Source organism: Brevibacterium yomogidense (assembly GCF_900163715.1).
In the GTDB taxonomy this organism is placed as follows: Bacteria; Actinomycetota; Actinomycetes; order Actinomycetales; family Brevibacteriaceae; genus Brevibacterium; species Brevibacterium yomogidense_A.
The window spans coordinates 147059-170927 of sequence record NZ_FWFF01000014.1; the positions used below are offsets into that span (position 1 = coordinate 147059).

Here is a 23869-nt window from a genome sequence, read left to right on the forward strand (position 1 = left end):
GTCGACTAGGCTGACGGCATGAGGCATGCCAAGATCGTTGCGACACTCGGACCTGCACAGACTTCCTACGAAGACATGCGCGCGCTCCTCGATGAGGGGATGAACGTCGCGCGCTTCAACATGAGCCACGGCTCCCATGCAGACCACGAGCAGAGGCTCGCATGGCTGCGCCAGGCGTCGGAGGACGCCGCCCGTCCCGTCGCGGTGCTCGTCGACCTGCAGGGCCCGAAGATCCGCGTCGGCACATTCGCCGACGGGCAGAAGCCGACCCTGGTCGCCGGGGAGCAGTTCACCATCACCACCCGTCCGGTCGACGGCACGGACCGGATCGTGAGCACGTCGTACGCGGGCCTGCCCGGGGACGTGCAGCCGGGCGACCCGCTCCTCGTCGACGACGGACGCATCCAGCTGCGCGCCCGCGAGGTGACGGAGACGGACATCATCACGGAGGTGGAGATCCCCGGCCGGATCTCCGACCACAAGGGGATCAACCTCCCCGGCGTGGCCGTCTCCGTCCCCGCGATGACGGAGAAGGACCTCGAGGACCTCCGCTGGGGCCTGCGCGCGGGCGCGGACTGGGTCGCACTGAGCTTCGTCCGCGGGCCGGAGGACGTGCTCGACGTGCGCCGCATCATGGACGAGGAGGGCATCCGCGTCCCCGTCATGGCGAAGCTCGAGAAGCCGCAGGCCGTCGATCGTCTGCGCGACATCGTGGCGGCGTTCGACGGAATCATGGTCGCCCGTGGCGACCTGGGCGTCGAGCTGCCGCTGGAGCACGTGCCGCTCGTGCAGAAGCGGGCGATCGAGATCGCGCGCCGCCAGGCCAAGCCCGTCATCGTCGCGACCCAGATGCTCGAATCGATGATCGAGGCGCCCCGGCCCACCCGGGCGGAGGCCAGCGACTGCGCGAATGCCGTGCTCGACGGCGCAGACGCCCTCATGCTGTCGGGGGAGTCGTCCGTGGGCGCGTACTGGCTGGACTCGGTGCGCACCATGGCGCGGATCATCGAATCGACGGAGCGCGAGGGGCTCGATCGCATCCCCTCCCTGGGCAGCACGCCGCACACCCGCGGCGGTGCGATCACGGCCGCCGCGGCGCAGATCGCAGAGCAGCTGAACATCGACCTGCTGTGCACGTTCACGCAGTCGGGCGACTCCGTGAGGCGGATGTCGCGACTGCGCCAGCGCCGCCCGATCATCGCCTTCACCCCGGACCCCAGGGTGCGGAACCAGATGGAGCTCAGCTGGGGGGTCCGCAGCCACCTCGTGCGCTCCGTGCACCACACGGACCAGATGGCGCGCCAGGTCGACAAGGTGCTCCTGAGCTTCGGCGAGGGGGAGGACGGTCAGCTCTGCGTGATCGTCGCGGGCTCGCCTCCCGGGATCGTCGGATCGACGAATGCGCTGCGGGTGCACGTGCTCGGCGATGCCCTGCGCGGCACTGCGGCGGCGTACCGCGACGAGGTCGACGACGAAGGAGTCTGAGCAGCGCGGGCCCGTCCCACCGGGGAGCGCACCACGACGACGGCGAGGCGGTCGGTCCACATCTGCGGGATGTGGACCGACCGCCTCGCTGTGTGAGACACCGCACACTGAGACACCGCACACGGAGTCAGTGGTGCCGGATGAGGGACTCGAACCCTCACACCCGAAGGCGGCGCATTTTGAGTGCGCTGCGTCTACCGATTCCGCCAATCCGGCCCAAGGGAAGTGTAGACGACGGACACGCGCCCCGCGCGTCGAGGACGCCATCCGGAGCCACCGATCGTGCTCCCGCGGGCGACCGGCGGTACGATGGGGCGCGTGACCGATAACGAAGAGACCCCCAGCACCGAACAGGGACCCGTCCGGCGCGTCGTCGTGGCGGAGGACGAGGCCGTCATCCGGCTCGACATCGTGGAGATGCTCCGCGAAGTCGGCTACGACGTGGTCGGTGAGGCCGCGGACGGCGAATCAGCGATCCGCCTCGCGGAGGAGCTGCGTCCCGACCTCGTGGTGATGGACATCAAGATGCCCGTGCTCGACGGCATCTCCGCCGCAGAGCGGATCGCGAAGGCGCGGATCGCGCCCGTCGTCCTCCTGACCGCCTTCTCGCAGAAGGAGCTCGTCGAGCGCGCGCGCGACGCCGGTGCGATGGCGTACGTCGTGAAGCCCTTCAGCGCGAACGACCTGCTGCCGGCACTCGAGATCGCGCTGTCCCGCCACGCGGAGATCACGGCCCTCGAATCGGAGATCTCCGATCTCACGGATCGGTTCGAGACCCGCAAGCTCGTCGAGCGTGCGAAGGGCCTCCTCATCTCGTCGATGGGGCTCACGGAGCCGGAGGCGTTCCGCTGGATCCAGAAGACGTCGATGGACCGCCGGCTCACCATGCGCGAAGTCGCGGAGACGGTGCTCAACCAGATCGGCTCGGCGAAGAAGTGAGCACGGGCGGCGCAGCGCGCCGCCCGGTCCTCAGGACGGACACAGGTCCCTCAGGACGAACCCAGAACCATATTGGAGATGCGGACGATCGACAGGAGTCGGTCGTCCGCATCAGTCATCCTCACCTCGTGGTTGAACAGGCGCCGGCCGCCGTGCAGCACCTGGGCCCGGGCGTAGACGGTCCCGGACGTGATCGATCTGAGATGGGTCGCATTGAGGTCGACGCCGACCACCGGGGCGCCTGACCGCACTGCCGCGTGCATCGACGCGAGCGTCTCCGCGATGACCACGTACCCGCCGCCGTGGAAGAGGCCCGCCGGCTGGAGATTGCCCGCGACGGGGCAGGTTCCCTCGATCCAGTCCCAGCCGAGCCGTGCGACCTCGATCCCCATCCGTGCCACGAGGGTGTCGGACGGGATCTCCCACGCGTCGACGAGGCGCGCGTACTCCGCTTCCTCCATATCCGGTGACAGGGCGGGGAAGGTGGGGCTCTGACTCATCGTGTCTCCTGGTGGGCATGTCTGGTGGGTGTTCTCGGACGCTCGCACGTCCGGTCCCACTCTAGCGATCCGGTGCCCGGTACCCTGGGATCGTGAGCACACCGACCAGCCCCCAGACCGATCCATCGATCCTCCTCATCGACGGGCATTCGATGGCCTACCGGGCGTATCACGCCCTGCCGCCGGAGAAGTTCTCGACGGCGACGGGGCAGACGACGAACGCGGTGTTCGGGTTCGTCTCCATGCTGCTGACGGCTCTCGATGCAGAGGCTCCGACTCACATCGTCGTCGCGTTCGACCGCGGGCGACCCCAGTTCCGCCTTGATCAGCACCCCGGCTACAAGGCGGGCAGAGCGAAGACCCCGCCGGACTTCCACGGCCAGGTGGAGCTCATCGAGGACGTGCTCGCAGCGCTGCGCATCCCCGTGGTCGGGCTCGAGGCCGTCGAGGCCGATGACGTGCTCGCGACGCTCGCCCGTCTTGCGGAGGAGGCGGGCGTCGAGGCGCGGATCGCCTCCGGTGACAAGGATGCGTTCCAGCTCGTGCGCCCGGGGGTCACGGTCCTCTACCCGCGCAAGGGCATGACCGACCTCGTGCGCATGACCCCTGAGGCCGTGGAGGAGAAGTACGGAGTCACTCCCGCCCAGTACCGCGGTCACGCCGCGCTCGTGGGCGAGAAGGCGGACAACCTGCCGGGCGTGCCCGGGGTCGGCCCCAAGACCGCGGCGAAGTGGCTCACGACCTACGGGGACCTCGACGGGATCCTTGAGAACGCCGATGACATCAAGGGCAAGGCGGGGGAGAACCTGCGCGCCCATGTCGACGACGTCGCCCGCAACTACCGGCTGAACCGGCTGCTCGATGACGTGGAGCTGCCGCTGGGCATTGCCGACGCCGTCCGTCGCGAGCCGGACCGCGAGGCGCTGGGCACGCTGTTCGACCAGCTCGAGTTCGCGGTGCTGGGTCGCCGGGTCGAGGCGGTGCTCGGTGCCGGTGAGGGCACCGACGTCGCCGCAGCCGAGGTCCCGGAGCCCGTCCGGGTCGACTCCGGCTCCCTGCGGCACGAGCTGGACGCCGTGCGTGCGACGGACTGGGTCGCCGTCGCGACGGACGCCGCGTACGTGCTGGGCCAGGGGACTGTCGACCATCTGGCGCTGGCCGCGGGCGACCGGGTGTCGCTCATCGACCTCACCGACCTCGATGCGCCGGCGACCGACGCGCTGTCAGCGTTCCTCACCGACCATCCGCGGCTCGTGGCGCACGACGCCAAGCCCCAGCTCAAGGCGCTGTGGGATGCGGGGTTCACCGGTGCGCACGCGGACTGGGACACCCAGCTGGCCGGGTACCTCATCGAGCCGGACAAGCGCAGCCACGACCTCGGCGACCTCGCCTCGACCCACCTCGGCGGAGCACTGCCCGACGCACCGGACGATGCGCCGGCAGCGGACGTCGCCGCACGGGCCTGGGCCATCGCGCAGCTGCGTCCCGTCCTGGCCGAACAGCTCGACGCGCACGGGGCGACGGGGATCATGGAGCAGATCGAGGTCCCGGTGCTCGACATCCTCGCGCGCATGGAGACGCGGGGGATCGCAGTCGATCGCGACCGCCTCGATGCATTGGGCGGCGAGTTCCGCGAGCAGGCGGACGCCAGCGCTCAGGCCGCGTACGCGGCGATCGGGCACGAGGTGAATCTGGGATCGCCCAAGCAGCTGCAGGAAGTCCTGTTCGACGAACTGGACATGCCGAAGACGAAGAAGACGAAGACCGGCTACACGACGGACGCCGCGGCGCTCGCGGACCTGTTCGCGCGGACCGAGCACCCGTTCCTCCAGCACCTGCTGGCGCATCGCGATCGGACCAAGCTCAGCCAGACCGTCGTGGGGCTGGAGAAGACGCTCGCGGACGACGGACGCATCCACACGACCTACCTGCAGACGGTCGCCGCGACGGGGCGGCTGTCCTCGAAGGACCCGAACCTGCAGAACATCCCGGTGCGCACGGAGGCGGGCCGGCGGATCCGCGAGGTGTTCGTGCCCGGAGCGGGGGCCGACGCGCTCCTGACCGCCGACTACTCGCAGATCGAGATGCGCATCATGGCCCATCTGTCCGGCGACCCCTCTCTCATCAGCGCGTTCCTCGCGGGGGAGGACCTCCACGCCTTCGTCGGTGCCCAGGTGTTCGGCGTTCAGACGGCGGACGTGACGCCGGAGATGCGGGCGAAGGTCAAGGCGATGTCCTACGGTCTGGTCTACGGCCTCTCCGCCTACGGACTCGCACAGCAGCTCGCGATCGGAGTGGACGAGGCGCGCGGGCTGATGGACGGGTACTTCGCACGGTTCGGCGCGGTGCGCGACTACCTGTCGACCGTCGTGGAGGAAGCGCGCTCGCGCGGCTACACGGAGACCATGGACGGGCGCAGACGATACCTGCCCGCACTGCAGTCGGACCGTCGGCAGATGCGTGAGATGGCGGAGCGCGCAGCCCTCAACGCACCCATCCAGGGCAGTGCCGCAGACATCATGAAGACGGCGATGATCCGCGTGGACGGCGCGATGCGGGAGGCGGACCTCGGAAGCCGCGCGCTCCTGCAGGTCCATGACGAGATCATCGTCGAACTGATGCCGGACGAGCACGAGGCGGTCACGGACATCGTGCGTCGTGAGATGGCCGGCGCGGCGTCGCTCACCGTCCCCCTGGACGTGAATGTGGGCATCGGCTCCAGCTGGCAGGACGCGGCGCACTGAGGGAAGTCCCGGGCTGCTCTGCTCAGCTCTGCACGGAGCAGAGCTGAGCAGCCCTGCGGGGCTCAGGCGCGCAGGCGGGTGGAGAAGATGGTGGTGCCGGGCATGAGCCGTCCGCGCAGCGGGGACCAGCCGCCCCACGACAGCTCGTTGTCGTCGGGCCATTCCGGCTCCGTGAGTCCCGTGAGCTCGAAGCCCGCGTCGACCAGCAGGCGCACCCAGTCGCCCATCGTCCGGTGGTGCTCCGCGTAGACCGGCTGACCGCTGCCGTCGACCTCGACGTAGGGGGTGCGGTCGAAGTACGAGTACTCGACGGTCAGACCGGCCTCACCGGGGACGTCGGGGAACATCCACCGCAGGGGGTGGGTGACGGAGAACGCCCAGAGGCCGCCGGGACGCAGCACGCGCGCCGCCTCTGCCAGCACGGACTCCGCGTCCTTGACGAAGGGAAGCGCCCCGTAGGAGGAGAACGCGATGTCGAAGCTGCCCGATGGGAAGGGCAGCGACCGCGCGTCGGCCTGCAGGAAGGTGGGCGGCACCGCGTCGTCCGCCAGGGGCTGCTCCCGCTGGAGGCGCGAGGCCTGCTCGAGCATTCCGGACGACAGATCCACGCCGGTCGCCAGCGCGCCGTGCTCCGCCAGCCACCGCGAGCACTGGCCGGCACCGCAGCCGACCTCGAGGACCTGCTGCTTCACGACGTCACCGAGCAGGCGCACATCGTCCTCGCGCACGCCCTCCGGGCACCAGATGAACTCCGAGGCGCCCAGGAAGCTGCCGTGCTCCGCGAGGTAGTCCTCTGCGGATCCGTCCCAGTAGGACCGGTTCGCCCGGACGGACTCCTCTTCGCCGATCGCCAGATAGCCGCCGCTGATGATCTCCGGCGAATACTCTCCCTCGCTCACATGCACTCCCTGCTGGTCGAGTTCGGAAGCGTGCCCGGTCGATGCCGATCCGGTGCTGTCTCCGATGCTGGTCGGATGGGATGAGCACGTGCGCTGACACCCCTCGTGGTGCTAGCATATTGGACTGTATGCACTTCGCGCACAGAAACCACGCACCGCAGCCACGCTGCGGGTGGAGTTCGGGGTGCTGCGCACACACAATACCCATCACGAGACCGTGTCCCCGTTCCCCCGGGATCGCGGGCCACATTCCATCTACGGAGTCCCTTACCTAATGACCACCACCACGCCTGGCTCGGCGCAGCAGAAGCAGGTTGCCGTCAACGATATCGGCACCTCGGAAGACTTCCTCGCCGCCATCGACGAAACCATCAAGTACTTCAACGACGGCGACATCGTTGAAGGCACCGTCGTCAAGGTCGACCGCGACGAGGTGCTCGTCGACATCGGATACAAGACCGAAGGCGTCATCCTCTCCCGCGAGCTGTCGATCAAGCACGACGTCGAGCCCTCCGAGGTCGTCGAGGTCGGCGACGCGCTCGAAGCCCTCGTCCTCACCAAGGAAGACAAGGACGGACGGCTGATGCTGTCCAAGAAGCGCGCTCAGTACGAGCGCGCCTGGGGCGACATCGAGCGGATCAAGGACGAGGACGGAGTCGTCACCGGCACCGTCATCGAGGTCGTCAAGGGCGGTCTCATCGTCGACATCGGACTGCGCGGCTTCCTGCCGGCGTCCCTCGTCGAGATGCGCCGTGTGCGCGACCTCGCTCCGTACATCGGCCAGGAGGTCGAGGCGAAGATCATCGAGCTCGACAAGAACCGCAACAACGTCGTCCTGTCGCGCCGCGCATGGCTCGAGCAGACGCAGTCCGCGGTCCGCCACGACTTCCTGCAGACCCTCCAGAAGGGCCAGGTCCGTCCGGGCGTCGTCTCCTCGATCGTCAACTTCGGTGCCTTCGTGGACCTCGGCGGCGTGGACGGCCTCGTCCACGTGTCCGAACTGTCCTGGAAGCACATCGAGCACCCTTCCGAGGTCGTCGCCGTGGGCGACGAGGTCACGGTCGAGGTCCTGGACGTCGACATGGACCGCGAGCGCGTCTCGCTGTCGCTCAAGGCGACGCAGGAGGATCCGTGGCAGCACTTCGCACGGACCCACGTCATCGGTCAGATCGTGCCCGGCAAGGTCACGAAGCTGGTTCCGTTCGGCGCGTTCGTGCGCGTCGAGGACGGCATCGAGGGCCTCGTGCACATCTCCGAGCTCGCAGTGCGCCACATCGACCTGCCCGAGCAGGTCGTGGGCGTCGACGAGACGATCTACGTCAAGGTCATCGACATCGACCTGGACCGCCGCCGCATCTCGCTCTCGCTCAAGCAGGCGAACGAGGGCGTGGACCCGGAGGCCGAGGAGTTCCTCGACCCCGCGCTCTACGGCATGCTCCAGGAGTACGACGAGGACGGGAACTACAAGTACCCGGAGGGCTTCGACCCGGAGACCAACGAATGGCTCGAGGGCTACGAGACCCAGCGCGAAGAGTGGGAGCAGCAGTACGCTTCGGCTCAGGCGCACTGGGAAGAGCACAAGAAGCAGGTCGCGAAGGCCATCTCGGCCGACGCGGACGCCGCTGCCTCGACGTCCGTCAGCTCGGAGTCCGCTCCGGCTGCGAACTACGCCAGCGAAGCACCGGTCACCGATGCCGGTACCCTCGCCAGCGACGAAGCGCTCGCTGCTCTGCGTGAGAAGCTCGCCGGCAGCTGAGCTGCCGGACGACTGACTCATCGACTTTGAGCAGAACGCAGGAGAACTCCCGGACCACGGTCCGGGAGTTCTCTCCGTCTCAGGCCCGCACGACTCCGCTGCTGCGTGAGCGCCTGCGGCCGTGGCTGATCTTCGCCGCGGTCCTCATCGCACTCGCGCTCCTCACGTTCCGCGGCCTGCTCGCGGAGCCCGGGGGCCGCGTATATGCGGAGAACGATGACACGTCGCTCTTCGTGTGGTGGTTCGCGAACGGTGCGGACGCCGTCGCGTCCCTGTTCGGCGCAGGCTCCGGCGCCAGCGGATTCCTCTACACCGTCCAGATGAATTGGCCCGATGGGGTCAACGGCGCATGGAACACCGGCGCGCTCGGCCTCACGGTGCCGCTGGCCCCGATCACCTGGCTGTGGGGCCCCGTCGTCGCCTACAACGTGGCGATCATCGCCTCACCCGTGGCCGCATCGCTCGCGGCGGCGCTGTTCCTCACACGCTTCGCAGATCGCCTCCCCGCGTTCATCGGCGCTGCGCTCTACGGCTTGTCCCCGTACCTGATCGCACAGGCCGGGGGACACCTCAACCTGAGCTTCGCGGTCCTCCCTCCGCTGGTCGCGGCGTTCCTCTGGCAGGCGGCGGTCGGTCCCGGCGGAGGAGCCGCCCGCGCACGGGTCGCCGCGCTCGTGCCCTGGGGCGTGCTGCTGGGCGGAGCGATCGGCTGGCAGTTCTACATGTCCAGCGAGCTCCTCGCAGGGACCTTCCTCGCAGCGCTCACAGGTGTGCTCGCGATCGCCGCAGTGCTCCGTCGCAGGATCCTGCCCCGCCTCGTGCCGACCCTCGCCGCGAGCGGGGCGGCGGTCGTCACCGCCCTCCTGCTGGCGTCTCCTCTCCTCATGACGATGGCGAACGCACCGAACCGTCCGGACGGCGCGATCCGTCCCCACGGCGTCTGGAACAACGACCTCGCCGACCTCGTCGTTCCTCCCCTGTTCGCTCCGGGCCACGGCCTGGTCCCGGACATCCCCCGCGTGCTGCACATCGATCCGGCGGAGATCGGCGGATACGTGTCCGTCGCGTGGCTCGTCGTCGCGGTCTGGGCCGTCGTCCGGCACCGCCGCAGCGCGCGTCATGGGGGCCTCGTGCGCGTGCTCGCGGTCACCGTGGTCCTCATGTGGCTGCTGTCGATGGGGTCGCCGCTGCGGGTCTTCGGAGCCGAGGTGCCGACCCCGGGCCCGTTCCGCGTCATCGAGCACATACCCGTCCTCATGAACATCCTCCCGATGCGCCTGGCGGTGCACGTGGTGCTGTGCCTGAGTGCGCTGACCGCAGTGCTGCTGCACCATGCGCTGCGGGACGCGCACAGGCGCCGCGCGGCAGGTGAGCGCATCCGCGGTGCCGCGAGTCTGGGTCCCTTCGCCGCAGTGCTCCTGACCTGCGTGCTGATCGCTCCCGTCGCGGTCCCCACCCGCGACATCACCGTGCCGCGCTTCTTCACATCGGATGCGGTCACCGACACGATCCCCGCCGGAGCGGTGGTGAAGGCACTGCCCACCCCACGGGCGGTCGCAGAGGCGGACTACGCGCAGTCCATGGTGTGGCAGGCGGTGACGGGGATGCACTATCGGGAGACCGGCGGCTACTTCATCGGCGGCACCGACAGCCACGCGGTGACGTACCAGGCGCTGCTCGATCCGCTGGATCAGCTCCTGCGCGACGAGGAGCAGACCGCGGTCCGGGACTTCGACGAGGGCCGGACCGCCGAGGCCGTCCGCGGCATCCGCGCGGGCGGCACCGATTTCGTCCTCATCCCCGTCGATCCGCCTCTGCTGCACTGGCCCGCGGACGAACTCGCGGGCCTGCTCGCGCAGACGCCGGGTGCACGAGCGGAACTCGTCGCAGACGTCTGGGTCGTCGACCTCCGGAGGATCGACGACGCGTCGTAGGCTTGAGCCCATGACGGACTCTCAGCGCGCGCTCGGCCCCCTGCTCATCGGACTGACAGGGGGGATCGGCGCCGGAAAATCAACGGTGGCCTCCCTCTTCCGGTCCCGCGGTGCGGCGGTGGTGGATGCCGACGCGATCGCCCGCGAGGTCGTGGAGCCCGGAGAACCCGCTCTCCTTGCGCTCACGGAGGAGTTCGGAGACGGGATCCTCACGGAGGCGGGCGAGCTGGATCGGGCGGCGCTGGCCACGGCGGCCTTCGCCTCGGCGGATCGCACCGCGGCCCTGAACGCGATCATGCATCCGGCGATCGGTGACCGGACGCACGCGCGCATGGCCGAACTGGCCGACCACGGCGTCGTCGTCCACGACGTCCCGCTCCTCGTGGAGAACGGGATGACCGCGCGCTATCACCTGAGCGTCCTCGTCGACGTGTCGGAGGACATCCGCCTCGAGCGCCTCACGACGAGCCGGGGGCTCGACCGCGAGGACGCGCTGCGGCGCATCCGTGCACAGGCCGCTGACGAGCAGCGTCGCCGCGCCTGCGACGCGATCCTCGACAACTCGACCACCGAGCAGCAGCTCGAGGCGCGGTTCAGCACACTGTGGGAGGAGCGGATCGAACCGTTCCGCCGCCATCGTGCGGCGGGAACTCCCGCACAGCCGTCTGAGCTCGCGGCGGGGGAGACGTCCTCGGAGGCGCAGGAGGCGGCGGGGGCGCGCCTGGTCGCCCGGATCGAACGCGCCGCGTCCGCTGCCGGGATGACGTGCACGGCCACCCATGAGCCCGGGCCCCAGGGCGTGGAGATCGCTCTCTCGGTGGTGGACGGAGACACCGCGTCCCGCGTGCGCAGCGTTCTCGCCGATGTGGGGTTCGCACCCGTCGCGGAGGATGCAGCGCCGCACGCAGCGACGGAGCGGTACGCACACACCGATCCGGGGCGCCCGGCGTTCGTCTCCGTCAGCTGAGGTCGCTCCGGCTGAGGTCCGGCTGAGCCCTCCCCAGCCGGACCTCGCCAGCCCGACCTCAGCGCAGCGAGGCGGTGAGGTCGATCGAGACGCCCTTGAGGGCGCGGGAGACGGGGCAGTCCTTCTTCGCCTTCTGTGCGGCAGTGCGGAAGTCCTCCTCGGACAGGCCCGGTACGGCACCGACGACGTACAGATGGATACCGGTGATCCCGTTCGCGGGGGAGAAGCTGACATCCGCGCCGGTCGAGAGCTCTTCGGGAGGCGTTCCCTGCTGCGTGAGGGCGTTCGACAGCGCCATGGAGAAGCATGCGGAGTGAGCGGCACCGATCAGCTCCTCCGGCGTCGTCGCGCCGTTGGCGCCCTCTGCCCGCGCGGCCCACGTCACGCCGAGCGTGCCGGAGCCGGAGCTGTCCAGCGAGACGGATCCCGAGCCCTCGGGAAGCGTGCCGCGCCAGACCGTGTGCGCCTTCGAGACCGTGTCCATCGATTCCTCCTCATGAGTGGGTATGTCGTACCTCTCACGAGTCTAGGCCGATCTCACGAGTCTGGGCCGACCAGCGGTCGCTGCGGACGAGCGGAGTCCTCTCCCCGTGTCCGTGTGGCGCGCTATCGTGAACCGTATGACTGCGCAGCCACCCGACTCACGCCCCCAGGACGCTCCGCAGAGGCCCGTCCCGCGGGTGGGGCACCGTCCGGAGATCGTCCGCTCCGTCGCACCGTTCGACGTGGTGTCCGACTATCAGCCCTCCGGTGATCAGCCCGCTGCCATCGCGGACATGACGGAGAGGCTGGATCGGGGGGAGAAGGACGTCGTGCTGCTGGGTGCGACCGGCACGGGCAAGTCCGCGACGACCGCTTGGCTGATCGAGCGCATCCAGCGCCCCACGCTGATCATGGCCCACAACAAGACGCTCGCAGCGCAGCTCGCGAACGAGTTCCGCCAGCTGCTGCCGAACAACGCCGTCGAATACTTCGTCTCCTACTACGACTACTACCAGCCGGAGGCGTACGTCCCGCAGACGGACACCTTCATCGAGAAGGACTCGTCGATCAACGACGAAGTGGAGCGGCTGCGGCACTCGGCCACCAACTCCCTGCTCACCCGGCGCGACGTGGTCGTCGTGTCGACCGTCAGCTGCATCTACGGCCTGGGCACCCCGGAGGAGTACGTCGACCGCATGGTGTCGCTGAAGATCGGCGATGAACTCGATCGTGACGAACTGCTGAAGCGGTTCGTCTCGATGCAGTACTCGCGCAACGACATGGCGTTCACCCGGGGCACCTTCCGGGTGCGCGGCGACACGGTGGAGATCATCCCGCAGTACGAGGAGCTGGCGCTGCGCATCGAGTTCTTCGGCGATGAGATCGAGGCCCTCTACACCCTCCACCCGCTCACGGGCGAGATCGTGCGGCAGGAGGAGGTCGTCCACATCTTCCCGGCCAGCCACTACGTCGCCGGCGAAGAGCGGATGGGCCGTGCCATCACGGACATCGAGCAGGAGCTCGCGGACCGCCTCCAGGAGCTGGAGGGGCAGAACAAGCTGATCGAGGCCCAGCGGCTGCAGATGCGCACCACGTACGACCTCGAGATGATGCGGTCGATGGGCTTCACCTCCGGCATCGAGAACTACTCGCGGCACATCGACGGGCGCGCCGGCGGCACGGCGCCCAACTGCCTGCTCGACTACTTCCCGGAGGACTTCCTCCTGGTGATCGACGAATCCCATGCGACGATCCCGCAGATCGGCGGGATGTACGAGGGGGACATGTCGCGCAAGCGCACCCTCGTGGACCACGGGTTCCGGCTGCCCAGTGCGATGGACAACCGGCCGCTGAAGTTCAACGAGTTCCTCGAGCGGATCGGCCAGACCGTGTACCTCTCCGCGACCCCCGGCCCCTTCGAGCTGGAGCGCGCGAACGGCTACGTCGAGCAGATCATCCGTCCGACCGGACTCATCGACCCGAAGGTGACGGTGAAGCCCACCCGCGGGCAGATCGACGACCTGCTGGAGCAGATCCGGGTGCGCGTCGAGCGGAACGAGCGCGTGCTCGTCACGACTCTGACGAAGAAGATGGCTGAGGACCTCACGGACTACCTCCTCGAGCACGACGTGCGCGTCGAATACCTGCACTCCGATGTCGACACCCTCCGCAGGGTGGAGCTGCTCAGTGAGCTGCGGGCAGGCGACTTCGACGTGCTCGTCGGCATCAACCTCCTCCGCGAGGGCCTCGACCTCCCGGAGGTCTCCCTCGTGTCGATCCTGGACGCGGACAAGGAGGGCTTCCTGCGGTCCGCGACCTCACTCATCCAGACGATCGGACGCGCCGCGCGCAACCTGCACGGCGAAGTCCACATGTACGCGGACACGATCACACGGTCGATGCGGCAGGCGATCGATGAGACGGACCGACGGCGCGAGGTCCAGCGGAAGCACAACGAGGAGCACGGCATCGACCCGCAGCCGCTGGTGAAGAAGCTGTCCGACATCACGGAGCGCCTCCGCCGGGAGGACGCGGACACCCGCGAGATCCTCGCAGAATTCGACTACGGCAAGGGCAAGCGGGGCTTCAACGCGACGATCACGGACGAGCAGCGCGCCGCCTTCGAACGCAGCAAGTCCGACGGAGCCCCGCTGGCGCCGCCCGCGGAGGATCTGGTCGAGCTCATCGCCTCGCTGACCGACCAGATGCACGCCGCGGCGGCGGACCTGCAGTTCGAGCTCGCGGCGCGGCTGCGCGACGAACTGGGCGACCTCAAACGCGAACTGCGGCAGATGAAGGAGGCGGGCCACGCGTGAGACGTGTACGATGAGGCGTCGTTGAAGGGGAGTATCCCTCGCTCATCCACGTTCGTCATCACGATCGCAGCACGGCGCGATCCGGATGTGGAGCGGCCCGAACCGGGACCGTGGGAGAGACTTTCGACCGCATGATGCGCACCACTCCTCTGAAAGGCCCCCATGCAAGAGTTCTTCCAGGATCCCTATCACGTGTTCGAGGTCGTCTCGAGCGTCGTGCTCGTGCTGATCCTCGTCGCGGACCTCCTCCTCGTCGTCAAACGGCCGCACACGCCCTCCATGAAGGAGGCCTCTCTCTGGGTCGCCTTCTACGTGGCACTCGCGCTCGTCTTCGCCGGGATCCTCTTCGCGATGGGCGACGCGCAGCGCGGCGGTGAGTTCCTCGCCGGCTGGTTGACGGAGTACAGCCTCAGCATCGACAACCTGTTCGTCTTCGTCATCATCATGACCGGCTTCGCGGTGCCCAAGAAGTACCAGCAGCAGGTGCTCATGGTGGGCATCATCCTGGCGCTGATCTTCCGCGGCATCTTCATCCTCGCCGGCGCCGCGATCATCGAGAGCTTCATCGAGGTCTTCTTCATCTTCGGCGTCTTCCTCCTGTGGACCGCGTGGAAGCAGGCCTTCAGCGGTGACGACGACGAAGACGCGGAGAACGGCTTCATCCGCTTCCTCCGCAAGCGCATCAACATCACCGACGATTACCACGACAACAAGCTGCGCGTGACGATCGACGGGAAGAAGTTCTGGACCCCGATGCTCATCGTGTTCGTCGCGATCGGCACGACCGACATCATGTTCGCGCTCGATTCGATCCCCGCGATCTTCGGCATCACCCAGGACACCTTCCTCGTGTTCACGGCGAACGTTTTCGCGCTCATGGGCCTGCGCCAGCTCTACTTCCTGCTGGGTGGTCTGCTCGACAAGCTGCCCTACCTCCACTACGGCATCGCCGCGATCCTCGCGTTCATCGGCGTGAAGCTGTTCCTCCACGCCCTCCACGAGACGGACTGGCTGCCGGACGCCTTCACGTCGCAGGTGCCCGTCATCAACACGTGGATGTCGCTGGGCTTCATCGTCACAGCGATGCTGGTCGCCACGATCGCCAGCCTCATCGCGATGCGGCGCAACGAGGAGGCGTCCCTGCGCAGGGACTGACCTCCCCTCCCCAGACGCCGAGGCGCCGGTCACCCTCGTGGGTGACCGGCGCCTCGGCGTGCGTGCCCAGCGGCACGAGGAGCGTCAGGCCTCGAACGGCCCGAACACCGGCGTCCACGACCGCACGAGCGTCTCCGCGATGACGCCCGCGTCGTGGTAGGGATCCTGCGCCAGCAGCTGACTGATCTGGTCCTTCGACTCGCCCCGCATGATCAGGAGGCCCCCGGGCGTGAGCTCGTCCTCGAGCGGACCGGAGGCGAGCAGGGTGCCCGCCTCCAGCTGCGCTGCCTGCCACTCGCGGTGTGCGGGACGGATGCTCATCCGGGTGTCCGTGTCAGGACCGTACGTGTAGGTGACGGCGAAGACTGCCATGGCTCTCCTGTGTGTCGAGGTGGGACTGGTGGGATACTCGTAGCGGTGCGTGTGAGCGCATCGTGATCCGAGACTAACCCCGAAGACCCTCCAGGAGCCCCTCCGTGTCCCGACTCCCGCACATACCCGACGACTTCGCGGACGCCGACACCGTGTGGGACATGTTCGAAGCCCATACGAAGGAGCAGGGCCTGACGCTGTACCCGGCGCAGGAGGAGGCGATCCTCTCCGTCCTGGCCGGCGAGAACACGATCGTCGCCACACCGACCGGTTCGGGGAAGTCCATGGTCGCGCTCGCGGCGCTCTACTACGCGGTGTCCACCGGGCGCACCGCGTACTACACGGCTCCGCTCAAGGCACTGGTGAGCGAGAAGTTCTTCTCCCTCGTCGAGGCGCTGGGCCGGGAGAACGTCGGCATGGTGACGGGCGACAGCTCTGTGAACGCGGATGCCCCCGTCATCTGCGCGACGGCGGAGATCCTGGCCAACCACGCGCTGCGCGAAGGTGCCAATCTCGACGTCGCACTGGTCGTCATGGACGAGTTCCACTACTTCGGCGACCCCCAGCGCGGGTGGGCGTGGCAGGTGCCGCTGCTCGAGATGCCGCAGTCGCAGTTCGTGCTCATGTCCGCGACGCTGGGCGACACGACGGAGATCCAGCAGCGGCTCACCGACCTCACGGGCCGCGACACCGCGTACGTCGGTTCGGCGGAGCGCCCCGTCCCGCTCGAGTACGACTACTCCCGGACGGCGCTGTTGGAGAAGCTCGCACAGCTCGTGGCCGAGGACCGCGCACCGGTCTATGTCGTGTCCTTCGTCCAGGCCCGCACGATCGAGCTCGCGCAGTCCATCGTCGCCGCCAATCTCACGACGCGCGCCCAGCGGGATCTGATCGCCGAGGAGGTCCGGGGCTTCCGCTTCGGCAAGGGCTTCGGAGTCACGCTGCGCCGCCTGGTGCTCGCCGGCGTCGGCGTGCACCACGCGGGCATGCTGCCGCGGTACCGCAGGCTGGTCGAGCACCTCACGCTCAAGGGACTGCTGAGCGTCGTCTGCGGGACGGACACCCTGGGAGTGGGCATCAACGTGCCGATCCGCACGGTGCTGCTCACCTCGCTCACGAAGTTCGACGGCCGCCGCGTGCGGCAGCTGCAGGTCCGGGAGTTCCAGCAGATCTCCGGGCGGGCGGGACGCGCGGGCTTCGACGCGGTCGGCTACGTCGTCGTCCAGGCGCCGGAGCACGAGATCGAGAACGCCATCGCGGTCGCCAAGGCCGGTGACGACCCGAAGAAGCGGAAGAAGCTCAAGCGCAAGCAGGCGCCGGAGGGCTTCGTCGGCTGGTCGGAGCAGACGTTCGAGAACCTCATCCACGGCACGCCGGAGCAGCTGCGCTCGCACATGCGCATCACGCACTCGACGATCGTGAACCTGCTGGCGCGCCCGCGCGCCGGGATCGACACGATCAGGGACTTCCTCGAGCGCACGCACGAGACGCGGGATCGGAAGCTCGACCTCATGCTCCGCGCACTGCGGGTGGGGCGCAGCCTCATCGCCGGAGGGGTCGTCGAGCGCGTCGACGGCGGCGAGGGACGGAGCGAGTACCGGTTGAGCGAAGACCTCGGTCCCGACTTCGCGCTGAATCAGCCGCTCAGTCCCTTCGCGCTGGCCGCTCTGGATCTCTTCGACTCGGAGTCCGAGACGTGGGCCATGGACGCGCTGAGCGTCATCGAGGCGACGACGCAGATCCAGCACCACATCATCCGCGGGCAGCTGGACCGGGTGAAGGGCGACGAGCTCGCCGCACTCAAGGCGGACGGGGTCGAGTACACGGAGCGCATGGCCATCCTCGATGAGCTCGACGTGCCGCGGCCCAACGGCGAGGTCCTCGAAGCGGCGTTCGAGTCCTACGCGGAGGCCGCGCCGTGGGTGCGGGAGATCGGCATCGAGCCGAAGGCGATCGTCGCCGACATGATCGAGCAGTCGATGAACTTCTCGCAGTTCGTCGCCTACTACGGGATCAGCCGGGTGGAGGGGGGTCTGCTCCGCTACCTCCTCGACGTGTGGCGGGCACTGGTGCAGACCGTCCCGGTCGACCGGCGGGGCGAGGAGCTGGACGCGATCATCGAATGGCTGGGTGATCTGGTCGTCCGGGTCGATTCCAGCCTCGTCGAGGAGTGGGCGAAGCTCACGGAACCGGGGGAGGAGCTCCCGGACGTCGCGCTGAATGCGCTGGAGAGGACATTCACCTCCGATACCCGCCGCTTCACCGCCGCGGTGCGCAACGCACTCTTCCACCGCGTCCTCCTGGCGGAGCGCGCGGCCTATCGGGAGCTCGGTGCGCTCGACGCCGAATCGGGGTGGGGCACCCGCGAGTGGGAGGACGCGATCGAATCCTTCTACGACGAGTACGGAGAGCTGGGGATCGACGCGAACGCACGGTCCGCCGCGATGGTGAGGATCACGGAATCGGGACGCACCTGGTCCGTGCAGCAGACCCTCGCAGATCCGGACGGAGACCGCGATTGGGCGATCCGCGCGACCGTCGACCTCGACGCCAGCGACGAGGCGGGCGAGGCCGTGGTGCGGATCGACGGGGTGGGTCCGCTCACAGAGGCGTGAGCGTGTCCGTCCCGGTGACTAGAGTGGGGGCGTGACTCCGCAGAACTCCGTGAAGAAGACCACCGTGGCCCCGGCGCACACGTCGTCCCTCGACGACGATGCCCCGGTCATCCGCGTCGAGGGCGCTCGTGCCCACAACCTCAAGGACGCGTCGGTCACCATCCCGCGCGACTCGATGGTGGTGTTCACCGGGCTGAGCGGTTCCGGCAAGTCGTCCCTGGCGTTCGACACGATCTTCGCGGAGGGCCAGCGCAGGTACGTCGAATCCCTGTCCGCCTACGCGCGGCAGTTCCTGGGGCAGGTCGACAAGCCGGACGTCGACTTCATCGAGGGGCTGTCCCCGGCGGTCTCGATCGATCAGAAGTCGACATCGAAGAATCCGCGCTCGACCGTCGGCACGATCACGGAGGTCCATGACTTCCTCCGTCTCCTCTGGGCGCGCATCGGCGTCCCGCACTGCCCGACCTGCGGGGAGGTGATCGAGAAGCAGAGCCCCCAGCAGATCGTCGACCGCCTCCTCGAACTGCCCGAGCGCACCAAGCTGGTGGTGCTCGCACCGCTCGTCCGCGACCGGAAGGGCGAGTTCAAGGACCTCTTCCCGAAGCTCCTGGCCCAGGGGTACTCGCGGGCGATGGTCGACGGGGAGCAGATCCGCCTGGACGACCCGCCGGAGCTGAAGAAGCAGTACAAGCACTCGATCTCCGTGATCGTCGACCGCATCGTCGTCCGCGATGGCATCCGGCAGCGGCTGGCCGACTCCGTGGAGACGGGCCTGGCCCTCTCGGAGGGTCGGATCGACGTCGACCTCGTCGACGAAGGCACAGTGCGCACCTATTCGGAGAACCTCCGGTGCCCCAACGACCACCCCCTGGTCCTCGACGAGATCGAACCGCGCACCTTCTCGTTCAACTCTCCGTTCGGCGCCTGCCCGGCATGCGACGGGATCGGCACCAAGCTGAGCGTCGACGAATCGCTCGTCATCCCGGACGAGGACCTCTCGCTCACAGAGGGCGCGATCGCCCCGTGGGCCACCGGCAAGACGACGGCGCAGTACTTCCTGCGGATCGTCAAGGGGCTCGGCGATGAGCTGGGCTTCGACATGACGACTCCCTGGAAGGACCTGCCCTCATCCGCCCGCACCGCTCTGCTCGAGGGGAAGGACTACAAGGTCCAGGTCCGGTACCGGAACCGGTTCGGCCGGGAGCGCAAGTACTCGACGGGCTTCGAGGGCGTCTTCCAGTACATCCTCCGCAAGCACGAGGAGACGGAATCGGATGCCTCGCGCGAACGCTATGAGGCGTACATGCGGGAGATCCCGTGCGCCGTGTGCGCAGGCGCGCGGCTGCGGCCGGAGGTGCTCGCGGTGACGGTGGGCGACCGCTCGATCGCACAGGTCTCCGCCCTGCCCATCGATGAGGCGGCCGTGTTCCTCGACGGGCTCACCCTGTCGGAGCGCGACGCCGCGATCGCGGCGCAGGTCATGAAGGAGATCAGTGCTCGCCTCCGGTTCCTGCTCGATGTGGGCCTGGACTACCTGAGCCTCGACCGGACCGCCGGCACCCTGTCCGGCGGCGAAGCGCAGCGGATCCGGCTCGCGACGCAGATCGGATCGGGGCTCGTGGGGGTCCTCTACGTCCTCGACGAACCCAGCATCGGTCTGCACCAGAGGGACAACCGTCGCCTCATCGGGACGCTCGCGAAGCTGCGCGACCTCGGGAACACCCTCATCGTCGTCGAGCACGACGAGGAGACGATCGAATCCGCGGACTGGATGGTCGACATCGGTCCGCGCGCCGGTGAGCACGGCGGCGAGATCGTGTACTCGGGACCGGTCGCGGGCATCGTCGACGCGCCGCGGTCCATCACCGGCGACTACCTCTCCGGCCGCTCATTCATCCCGCTTCCGGCGGCGCGGCGCCCCGTGGACCCGGATCGTGTCGTCACCGTGGAACGGGCCCGGGAGAACAACCTCAAGGACGTGACGGTCGACTTCCCGCTGGGCGTATTCACCGCCATCACCGGCGTGTCCGGATCGGGCAAGTCCACCCTGGTCAACGACATCCTCTACACGGAGCTCGCGAACAGGCTCAACAAGGCTCGCCGGGTGCCCGGTCGACACAAGCGGATCACGGGTCTGGAGAACCTGGACAAGGTCATCCACGTCGACCAGTCGCCGATCGGACGCACACCGCGGTCCAACCCCGCCACCTACACCGGGGTGTTCGACCATGTCCGCAGGCTCTTCTCCGAGACAGAGGTCTCCCGTGTCCGCGGCTACCAGCCGGGCCGGTTCTCCTTCAACGTGAAGGGCGGCCGCTGCGAGAACTGCAAGGGCGACGGCACGATCAAGATCGAGATGAACTTCCTGCCGGACGTCTACGTCCCGTGCGAGGTCTGCGAAGGGGCCCGCTACAACCGGGAGACCCTCGAAGCCACGTTCAAGGGCAGGTCGATCGCAGAGGTCCTCGACATGCCGATCGACGAGGCCGCGGAGTTCTTCGAGGCGGTTCCGGCGATCTCCCGCCATCTGCGGACCCTCGTGGAGGTGGGGCTCGGCTACGTGCGCCTCGGACAGCCGGCGACGACGCTGTCCGGCGGTGAGGCGCAGCGCGTCAAGCTGGCCTCCGAACTGCAGAAGCGCACCCGCGGGCGCACCGTCTACGTCCTCGACGAGCCGACGACCGGCCTCCACTTCGAGGACATCTCCCGGCTGCTGGCCGTGCTCCAGGGTCTCGTGGACAAGGGCAACACGGTCCTCGTCATCGAGCACAACCTCGACGTCATCGGATCGGCGGACCATGTCATCGACATGGGTCCGGAGGGCGGCCGCGGCGGCGGCAGCGTGGTCGCTGAGGGCACGCCGGAGCAGGTCGCGCAGCAGGCGGACAGCCACACGGGCCAGTACATCGCGGAGCTGCTGCGCAGGAGGAGCGTCGGTGGACCCCAGTGAGTACCGGCCCGCGTCGGGGGAGATCCCGACACAGGCGGGGGTCTACCGCTTCCGCGACGAGGACCGACGGGTCCTCTACGTCGGGAAGGCGAAGAACCTCCGGCAGCGCCTGAACTCGTACTTCGCGGATCCGGCCGGACTGCACCCGCGCACGTTCCGCATGGTCCATTCCGCGTCGTCGGTCGAATGGACGGTCGTCACGACGGAGGTCGAGGCCCTCCAGCTCGAATGGACGTGGATCCGCGAGTTCTCCCCGCGGTTCAACGTCATGTTCCGCGACGACAAGTCGTACCCCTATCTGGCGATCACGACCCAGGACCGTGTCCCGCGGGTCTACGTGACACGGGGAAAACGCAGGAAGGGCGTCACCTACTTCGGCCCCTTCGGCCAGGCCTGGGCGATCCGCGAATCCCTCGATCAGCTGCTGCGCGTGTTCCCGGTCCGCACGTGCACCTCGGGCGTCTTCAAGCGCGCGGAGCGCAGCGGCAGGCCCTGCCTGCTGGGCTACATCGGGAAGTGCTCGGCCCCCTGCGTCGGCCGGGTGAGCGAAGACGAGCACCGCGACCTGATCCGCGGGATCACCGACTTCATGTCCGGTTCGACGGGCACGATGATCTCGTCCCGGAAGAAGGAGATGGCGGCTGCGGCCGCGGACCTCGACTACGAGCAGGCGGCACGGCTGCGGGACCAGATCCAGGCGCTGGAGACGGTGCTGGCGAAGAACGCCGTCGTCCTGTCCATGAATGTGGACTGCGACATCTTCGCCCTCCATCTGGACGAGCTCGAAGCGGCCGTCCAGGTGTTCCACGTGCGCGGCGGCCGGATCCGCGGTGAGCGCGGCTGGATCGTCGAACGCCTCGAGGGCACGACCCGCGGGGAACTCACCTCCGACTACCTCCGCCAGGCCTACGGCGAGGTCGACCCCCAGGCGGTTCCCCCCGAAGTGCTCGTCGACGTCGGTCCCGACGATCAGGCCGCGATGGAGGAGTGGCTGCGCGAACGGCGCGGCGGCGGTCGCGTGACGCTGCGGGTCCCGGAGCGGGGAGAGAAGAAGGCGCTGCTCGACACGGTCAGGCAGAACGCCGAGCAGTCGCTGGTGCTGCACCGCACCCGGAGGGCGTCGGACCTCACGACCCGCAGCGAGGCGCTGCGGGAGATCCACGACGTGCTCGGCCTCGACGAACCGCCGCTGCGGATCGAGTGCATCGACAACTCCCACACGCAGGGACAGGACGTCGTCGGCTCCCTGATCGTCTTCGAGGACGGCCTGCCGAAGAAGCGCGACTACCGGCACTTCTCCGTGCGCGGCGAGGCCGCTCGCGATGACACCTCTGCGATGTACGACGTCGTGTCCCGTCGCTTCTCCCGGTATCTCGAGAGTCTGGCCTCCGACGAACCGGATGAGCGCTTCGGATACCGTCCGTCCCTGCTGCTGGTCGATGGAGGACCGCCCCAGGTGTCCGCGGCCCGCAGGGCGCTGGACGATCTGGGACTCGCGGGCATCGCGGTGGCGGGCCTCGCGAAGAGGCTCGAGGAGGTGTGGCTGCCGGGCGATGACTACCCGACTGTGTTCGCCCGCAGCTCGGAGGGGCTCTACCTGCTGCAGCGGATCCGCGACGAGGCGCATCGCTTCGCGATCTCCTACCATCGGAAGAAGCGCGCCGCGACGGCGAAGGCCTCTGCACTCGACGCGATCCCCGGGCTGGGGCCCGCGCGGCGGAAGGCCCTGCTCAAGCAGTTCGGGTCCGTCGCACGGATCCGCAAGGCCTCGGTCGAGGACCTCCAGGAGGCGGACGGCGTCGGCGCAGCTCTGGCGGCTACGATTCACGAAGGACTGAAGGAAGGGGCTGCACAGGATGACAGCTGACACCGCCGCTCGGGGGCACCAACCCGAAGTCGTCCTCGTGACCGGGATGTCCGGCGCAGGCAAGACGACGGCCGCACGCGTCCTCGAGGACCTCGACTGGTTCGTGGTCGACAACCTTCCGGCCCAGATGATCCCTGCGCTGCTCGAACTCGTCGGTCGTGCCGAAGGGGCGCTGCCCAAGGTCGCGATCGTCACGGACATCCGCGGACGCGGCACGCAGCGGACGGACCTGTCGACGGCCGTCGACGAATACCTGCACCAGGGCGTCGCCCTGCGGGTCCTCTTCCTCGACGCCGGCGACGACATGCTGGTGCGGCGGTACGAATCCGTCCGGCGCCCTCATCCCATCCAGGGCGAGGGCACGCTGCTCGACGGGATCTCCGCAGAGCGCGCGGTGCTGGAGAACCTGCGCCACCGCGCCGACGTCGTCATCGACACCTCCGACCTCAACATCCACGAACTGGGCCGCGAGGTGCGCAGCGCCTTCGCCGACAACGGCGGCGACGCGCTGCGCATCACCGTCCTGAGCTTCGGTTTCAAGTACGGGATCCCGAAGGACGCGGACCATGTGGCGGACGTGCGGTTCCTGCCGAACCCCCACTGGGTCCCGCACCTGCGCCCGTTCAACGGCACGGATTCGGAAGTGGCGGACTACGTCTTCCAGAAGCCGAACGCCTCCGCATTCCTCGATGACTACACCCGCGCGCTGGCGACCGCGGTCGCCGGGTACCTGGACGAGGGACGTGCCTTCGCGACCGTCGCACTGGGCTGCACGGGCGGCAAGCACCGCTCCGTCGCGATGTCAGAAGAGCTCGCCCGCCGCCTGCGCCAGGCGACGGGCGTGCGGGTCTCGGTCCGGCATCGGGACCTCGGCAGTGAGTGAGGGAT

General features: G+C 68.5%; 16 protein-coding genes and 1 tRNA gene. 12 read left to right on the plus strand and 5 right to left on the minus strand.

What is annotated here, in order from left to right; genetic code table 11:
* Nucleotides 1-18 precede the first annotated feature (18 nt).
* Complete coding sequence (pyk, locus tag FM105_RS08630; protein WP_087007317.1) at nucleotides 19-1485, plus strand: pyruvate kinase; 1467 nt, start codon at nucleotides 19-21, stop codon at nucleotides 1483-1485.
* Nucleotides 1486-1616: 131 nt separating this feature from the next.
* Here pyk and FM105_RS08635 read toward each other — a convergent pair.
* Nucleotides 1617-1701: transfer RNA gene (locus tag FM105_RS08635), tRNA-Leu, on the minus strand.
* 93 nt (nucleotides 1702-1794) lie between these two features.
* On the opposite strand from FM105_RS08635, the gene FM105_RS08640 reads away from it, so the two are divergent.
* Entirely contained in the window at nucleotides 1795-2424 is a 630-nt protein-coding gene (locus FM105_RS08640; RefSeq protein WP_373270398.1) for an ANTAR domain-containing response regulator, read from the plus strand.
* 50 nt (nucleotides 2425-2474) lie between these two features.
* On the opposite strand, the gene FM105_RS08645 is transcribed toward FM105_RS08640, so the two are convergent.
* Nucleotides 2475-2924: a PaaI family thioesterase gene (locus FM105_RS08645; protein ID WP_087007319.1), complete on the minus strand. Its 450-nt coding sequence runs from the start codon at nucleotides 2922-2924 to the stop codon at nucleotides 2475-2477.
* Nucleotides 2925-3016: 92 nt separating this feature from the next.
* Between FM105_RS08645 and polA the strand changes: the two genes are divergently transcribed.
* Nucleotides 3017-5668, plus strand: a complete 2652-nt coding sequence (gene polA, locus FM105_RS08650) for a DNA polymerase I (protein ID WP_256970310.1) — start codon at nucleotides 3017-3019, stop codon at nucleotides 5666-5668.
* A 62-nt stretch (nucleotides 5669-5730) separates the two neighbouring features.
* On the opposite strand, the gene FM105_RS08655 is transcribed toward polA, so the two are convergent.
* Nucleotides 5731-6567, minus strand: coding sequence for a class I SAM-dependent methyltransferase (locus FM105_RS08655; RefSeq protein ID WP_087007321.1), 837 nt, complete (start codon nucleotides 6565-6567; stop codon nucleotides 5731-5733).
* A 274-nt stretch (nucleotides 6568-6841) separates the two neighbouring features.
* Here FM105_RS08655 and rpsA point away from each other — a divergent pair, with 274 nt between their 5' ends.
* The 3 genes from rpsA to coaE are packed head-to-tail and all read left to right on the plus strand — an operon-like array spanning nucleotide 6842 to nucleotide 11224.
* Nucleotides 6842-8323 carry a 30S ribosomal protein S1 gene (rpsA, locus tag FM105_RS08660; protein WP_087007323.1) on the plus strand — a complete coding sequence of 494 codons (1482 nt, stop codon included), beginning with the start codon at nucleotides 6842-6844 and terminating at the stop codon, nucleotides 8321-8323.
* A gap of 26 nt (nucleotides 8324-8349) precedes the next feature.
* Nucleotides 8350-10257: a hypothetical protein gene (locus FM105_RS08665; RefSeq protein WP_087007325.1), complete on the plus strand. Its 1908-nt coding sequence runs from the start codon at nucleotides 8350-8352 to the stop codon at nucleotides 10255-10257.
* A gap of 10 nt (nucleotides 10258-10267) precedes the next feature.
* Nucleotides 10268-11224: a dephospho-CoA kinase gene (gene coaE, locus FM105_RS08670; protein WP_087007327.1), complete on the plus strand. Its 957-nt coding sequence runs from the start codon at nucleotides 10268-10270 to the stop codon at nucleotides 11222-11224.
* A 58-nt stretch (nucleotides 11225-11282) separates the two neighbouring features.
* Here coaE and FM105_RS08675 read toward each other — a convergent pair whose 3' ends face one another.
* On the minus strand, nucleotides 11283-11708 hold the full coding sequence (locus tag FM105_RS08675; RefSeq protein ID WP_087007329.1) for an OsmC family peroxiredoxin: 426 nt from the start codon (nucleotides 11706-11708) through the stop codon (nucleotides 11283-11285).
* A gap of 136 nt (nucleotides 11709-11844) precedes the next feature.
* On the opposite strand from FM105_RS08675, the gene uvrB reads away from it, so the two are divergent.
* Nucleotides 11845-14022: an excinuclease ABC subunit UvrB gene (gene uvrB / locus FM105_RS08680; RefSeq protein WP_246076002.1), complete on the plus strand. Its 2178-nt coding sequence runs from the start codon at nucleotides 11845-11847 to the stop codon at nucleotides 14020-14022.
* Between the two features lie 162 nt (nucleotides 14023-14184).
* Entirely contained in the window at nucleotides 14185-15177 is a 993-nt protein-coding gene (locus FM105_RS08685; protein WP_087007333.1) for a TerC family protein, read from the plus strand.
* A gap of 84 nt (nucleotides 15178-15261) precedes the next feature.
* Here the strand turns inward: FM105_RS08685 and FM105_RS08690 are convergent, their stop codons facing one another.
* Nucleotides 15262-15549 (minus strand): YciI family protein, encoded by a 288-nt coding sequence (locus FM105_RS08690; protein WP_087007335.1) that lies wholly within the window; start codon nucleotides 15547-15549, stop codon nucleotides 15262-15264.
* A gap of 104 nt (nucleotides 15550-15653) precedes the next feature.
* Here FM105_RS08690 and FM105_RS08695 point away from each other — a divergent pair, with 104 nt between their 5' ends.
* The 4 genes from FM105_RS08695 to rapZ all read left to right on the plus strand — a co-directional run bounded on the left by FM105_RS08695 (nucleotide 15654) and on the right by rapZ (nucleotide 23864).
* A complete protein-coding gene (locus FM105_RS08695) occupies nucleotides 15654-18164 on the plus strand; it encodes a DEAD/DEAH box helicase (protein WP_087007337.1) in 2511 nt (836 codons plus the stop codon).
* Between the two features lie 64 nt (nucleotides 18165-18228).
* Entirely contained in the window at nucleotides 18229-21114 is a 2886-nt protein-coding gene (gene uvrA, locus FM105_RS08700) for an excinuclease ABC subunit UvrA (RefSeq protein WP_218777931.1), read from the plus strand.
* On the plus strand, nucleotides 21101-22981 hold the full coding sequence (gene uvrC / locus FM105_RS08705; RefSeq protein ID WP_218777930.1) for an excinuclease ABC subunit UvrC: 1881 nt from the start codon (nucleotides 21101-21103) through the stop codon (nucleotides 22979-22981). Before uvrA ends, uvrC begins: the two co-directional genes overlap by 14 nt.
* Nucleotides 22971-23864 (plus strand): RNase adapter RapZ, encoded by an 894-nt coding sequence (gene rapZ, locus FM105_RS08710; RefSeq protein ID WP_087007341.1) that lies wholly within the window; start codon nucleotides 22971-22973, stop codon nucleotides 23862-23864. The genes uvrC and rapZ overlap by 11 nt, the downstream gene beginning before the upstream one ends.
* Nucleotides 23865-23869 lie beyond the last annotated feature (5 nt).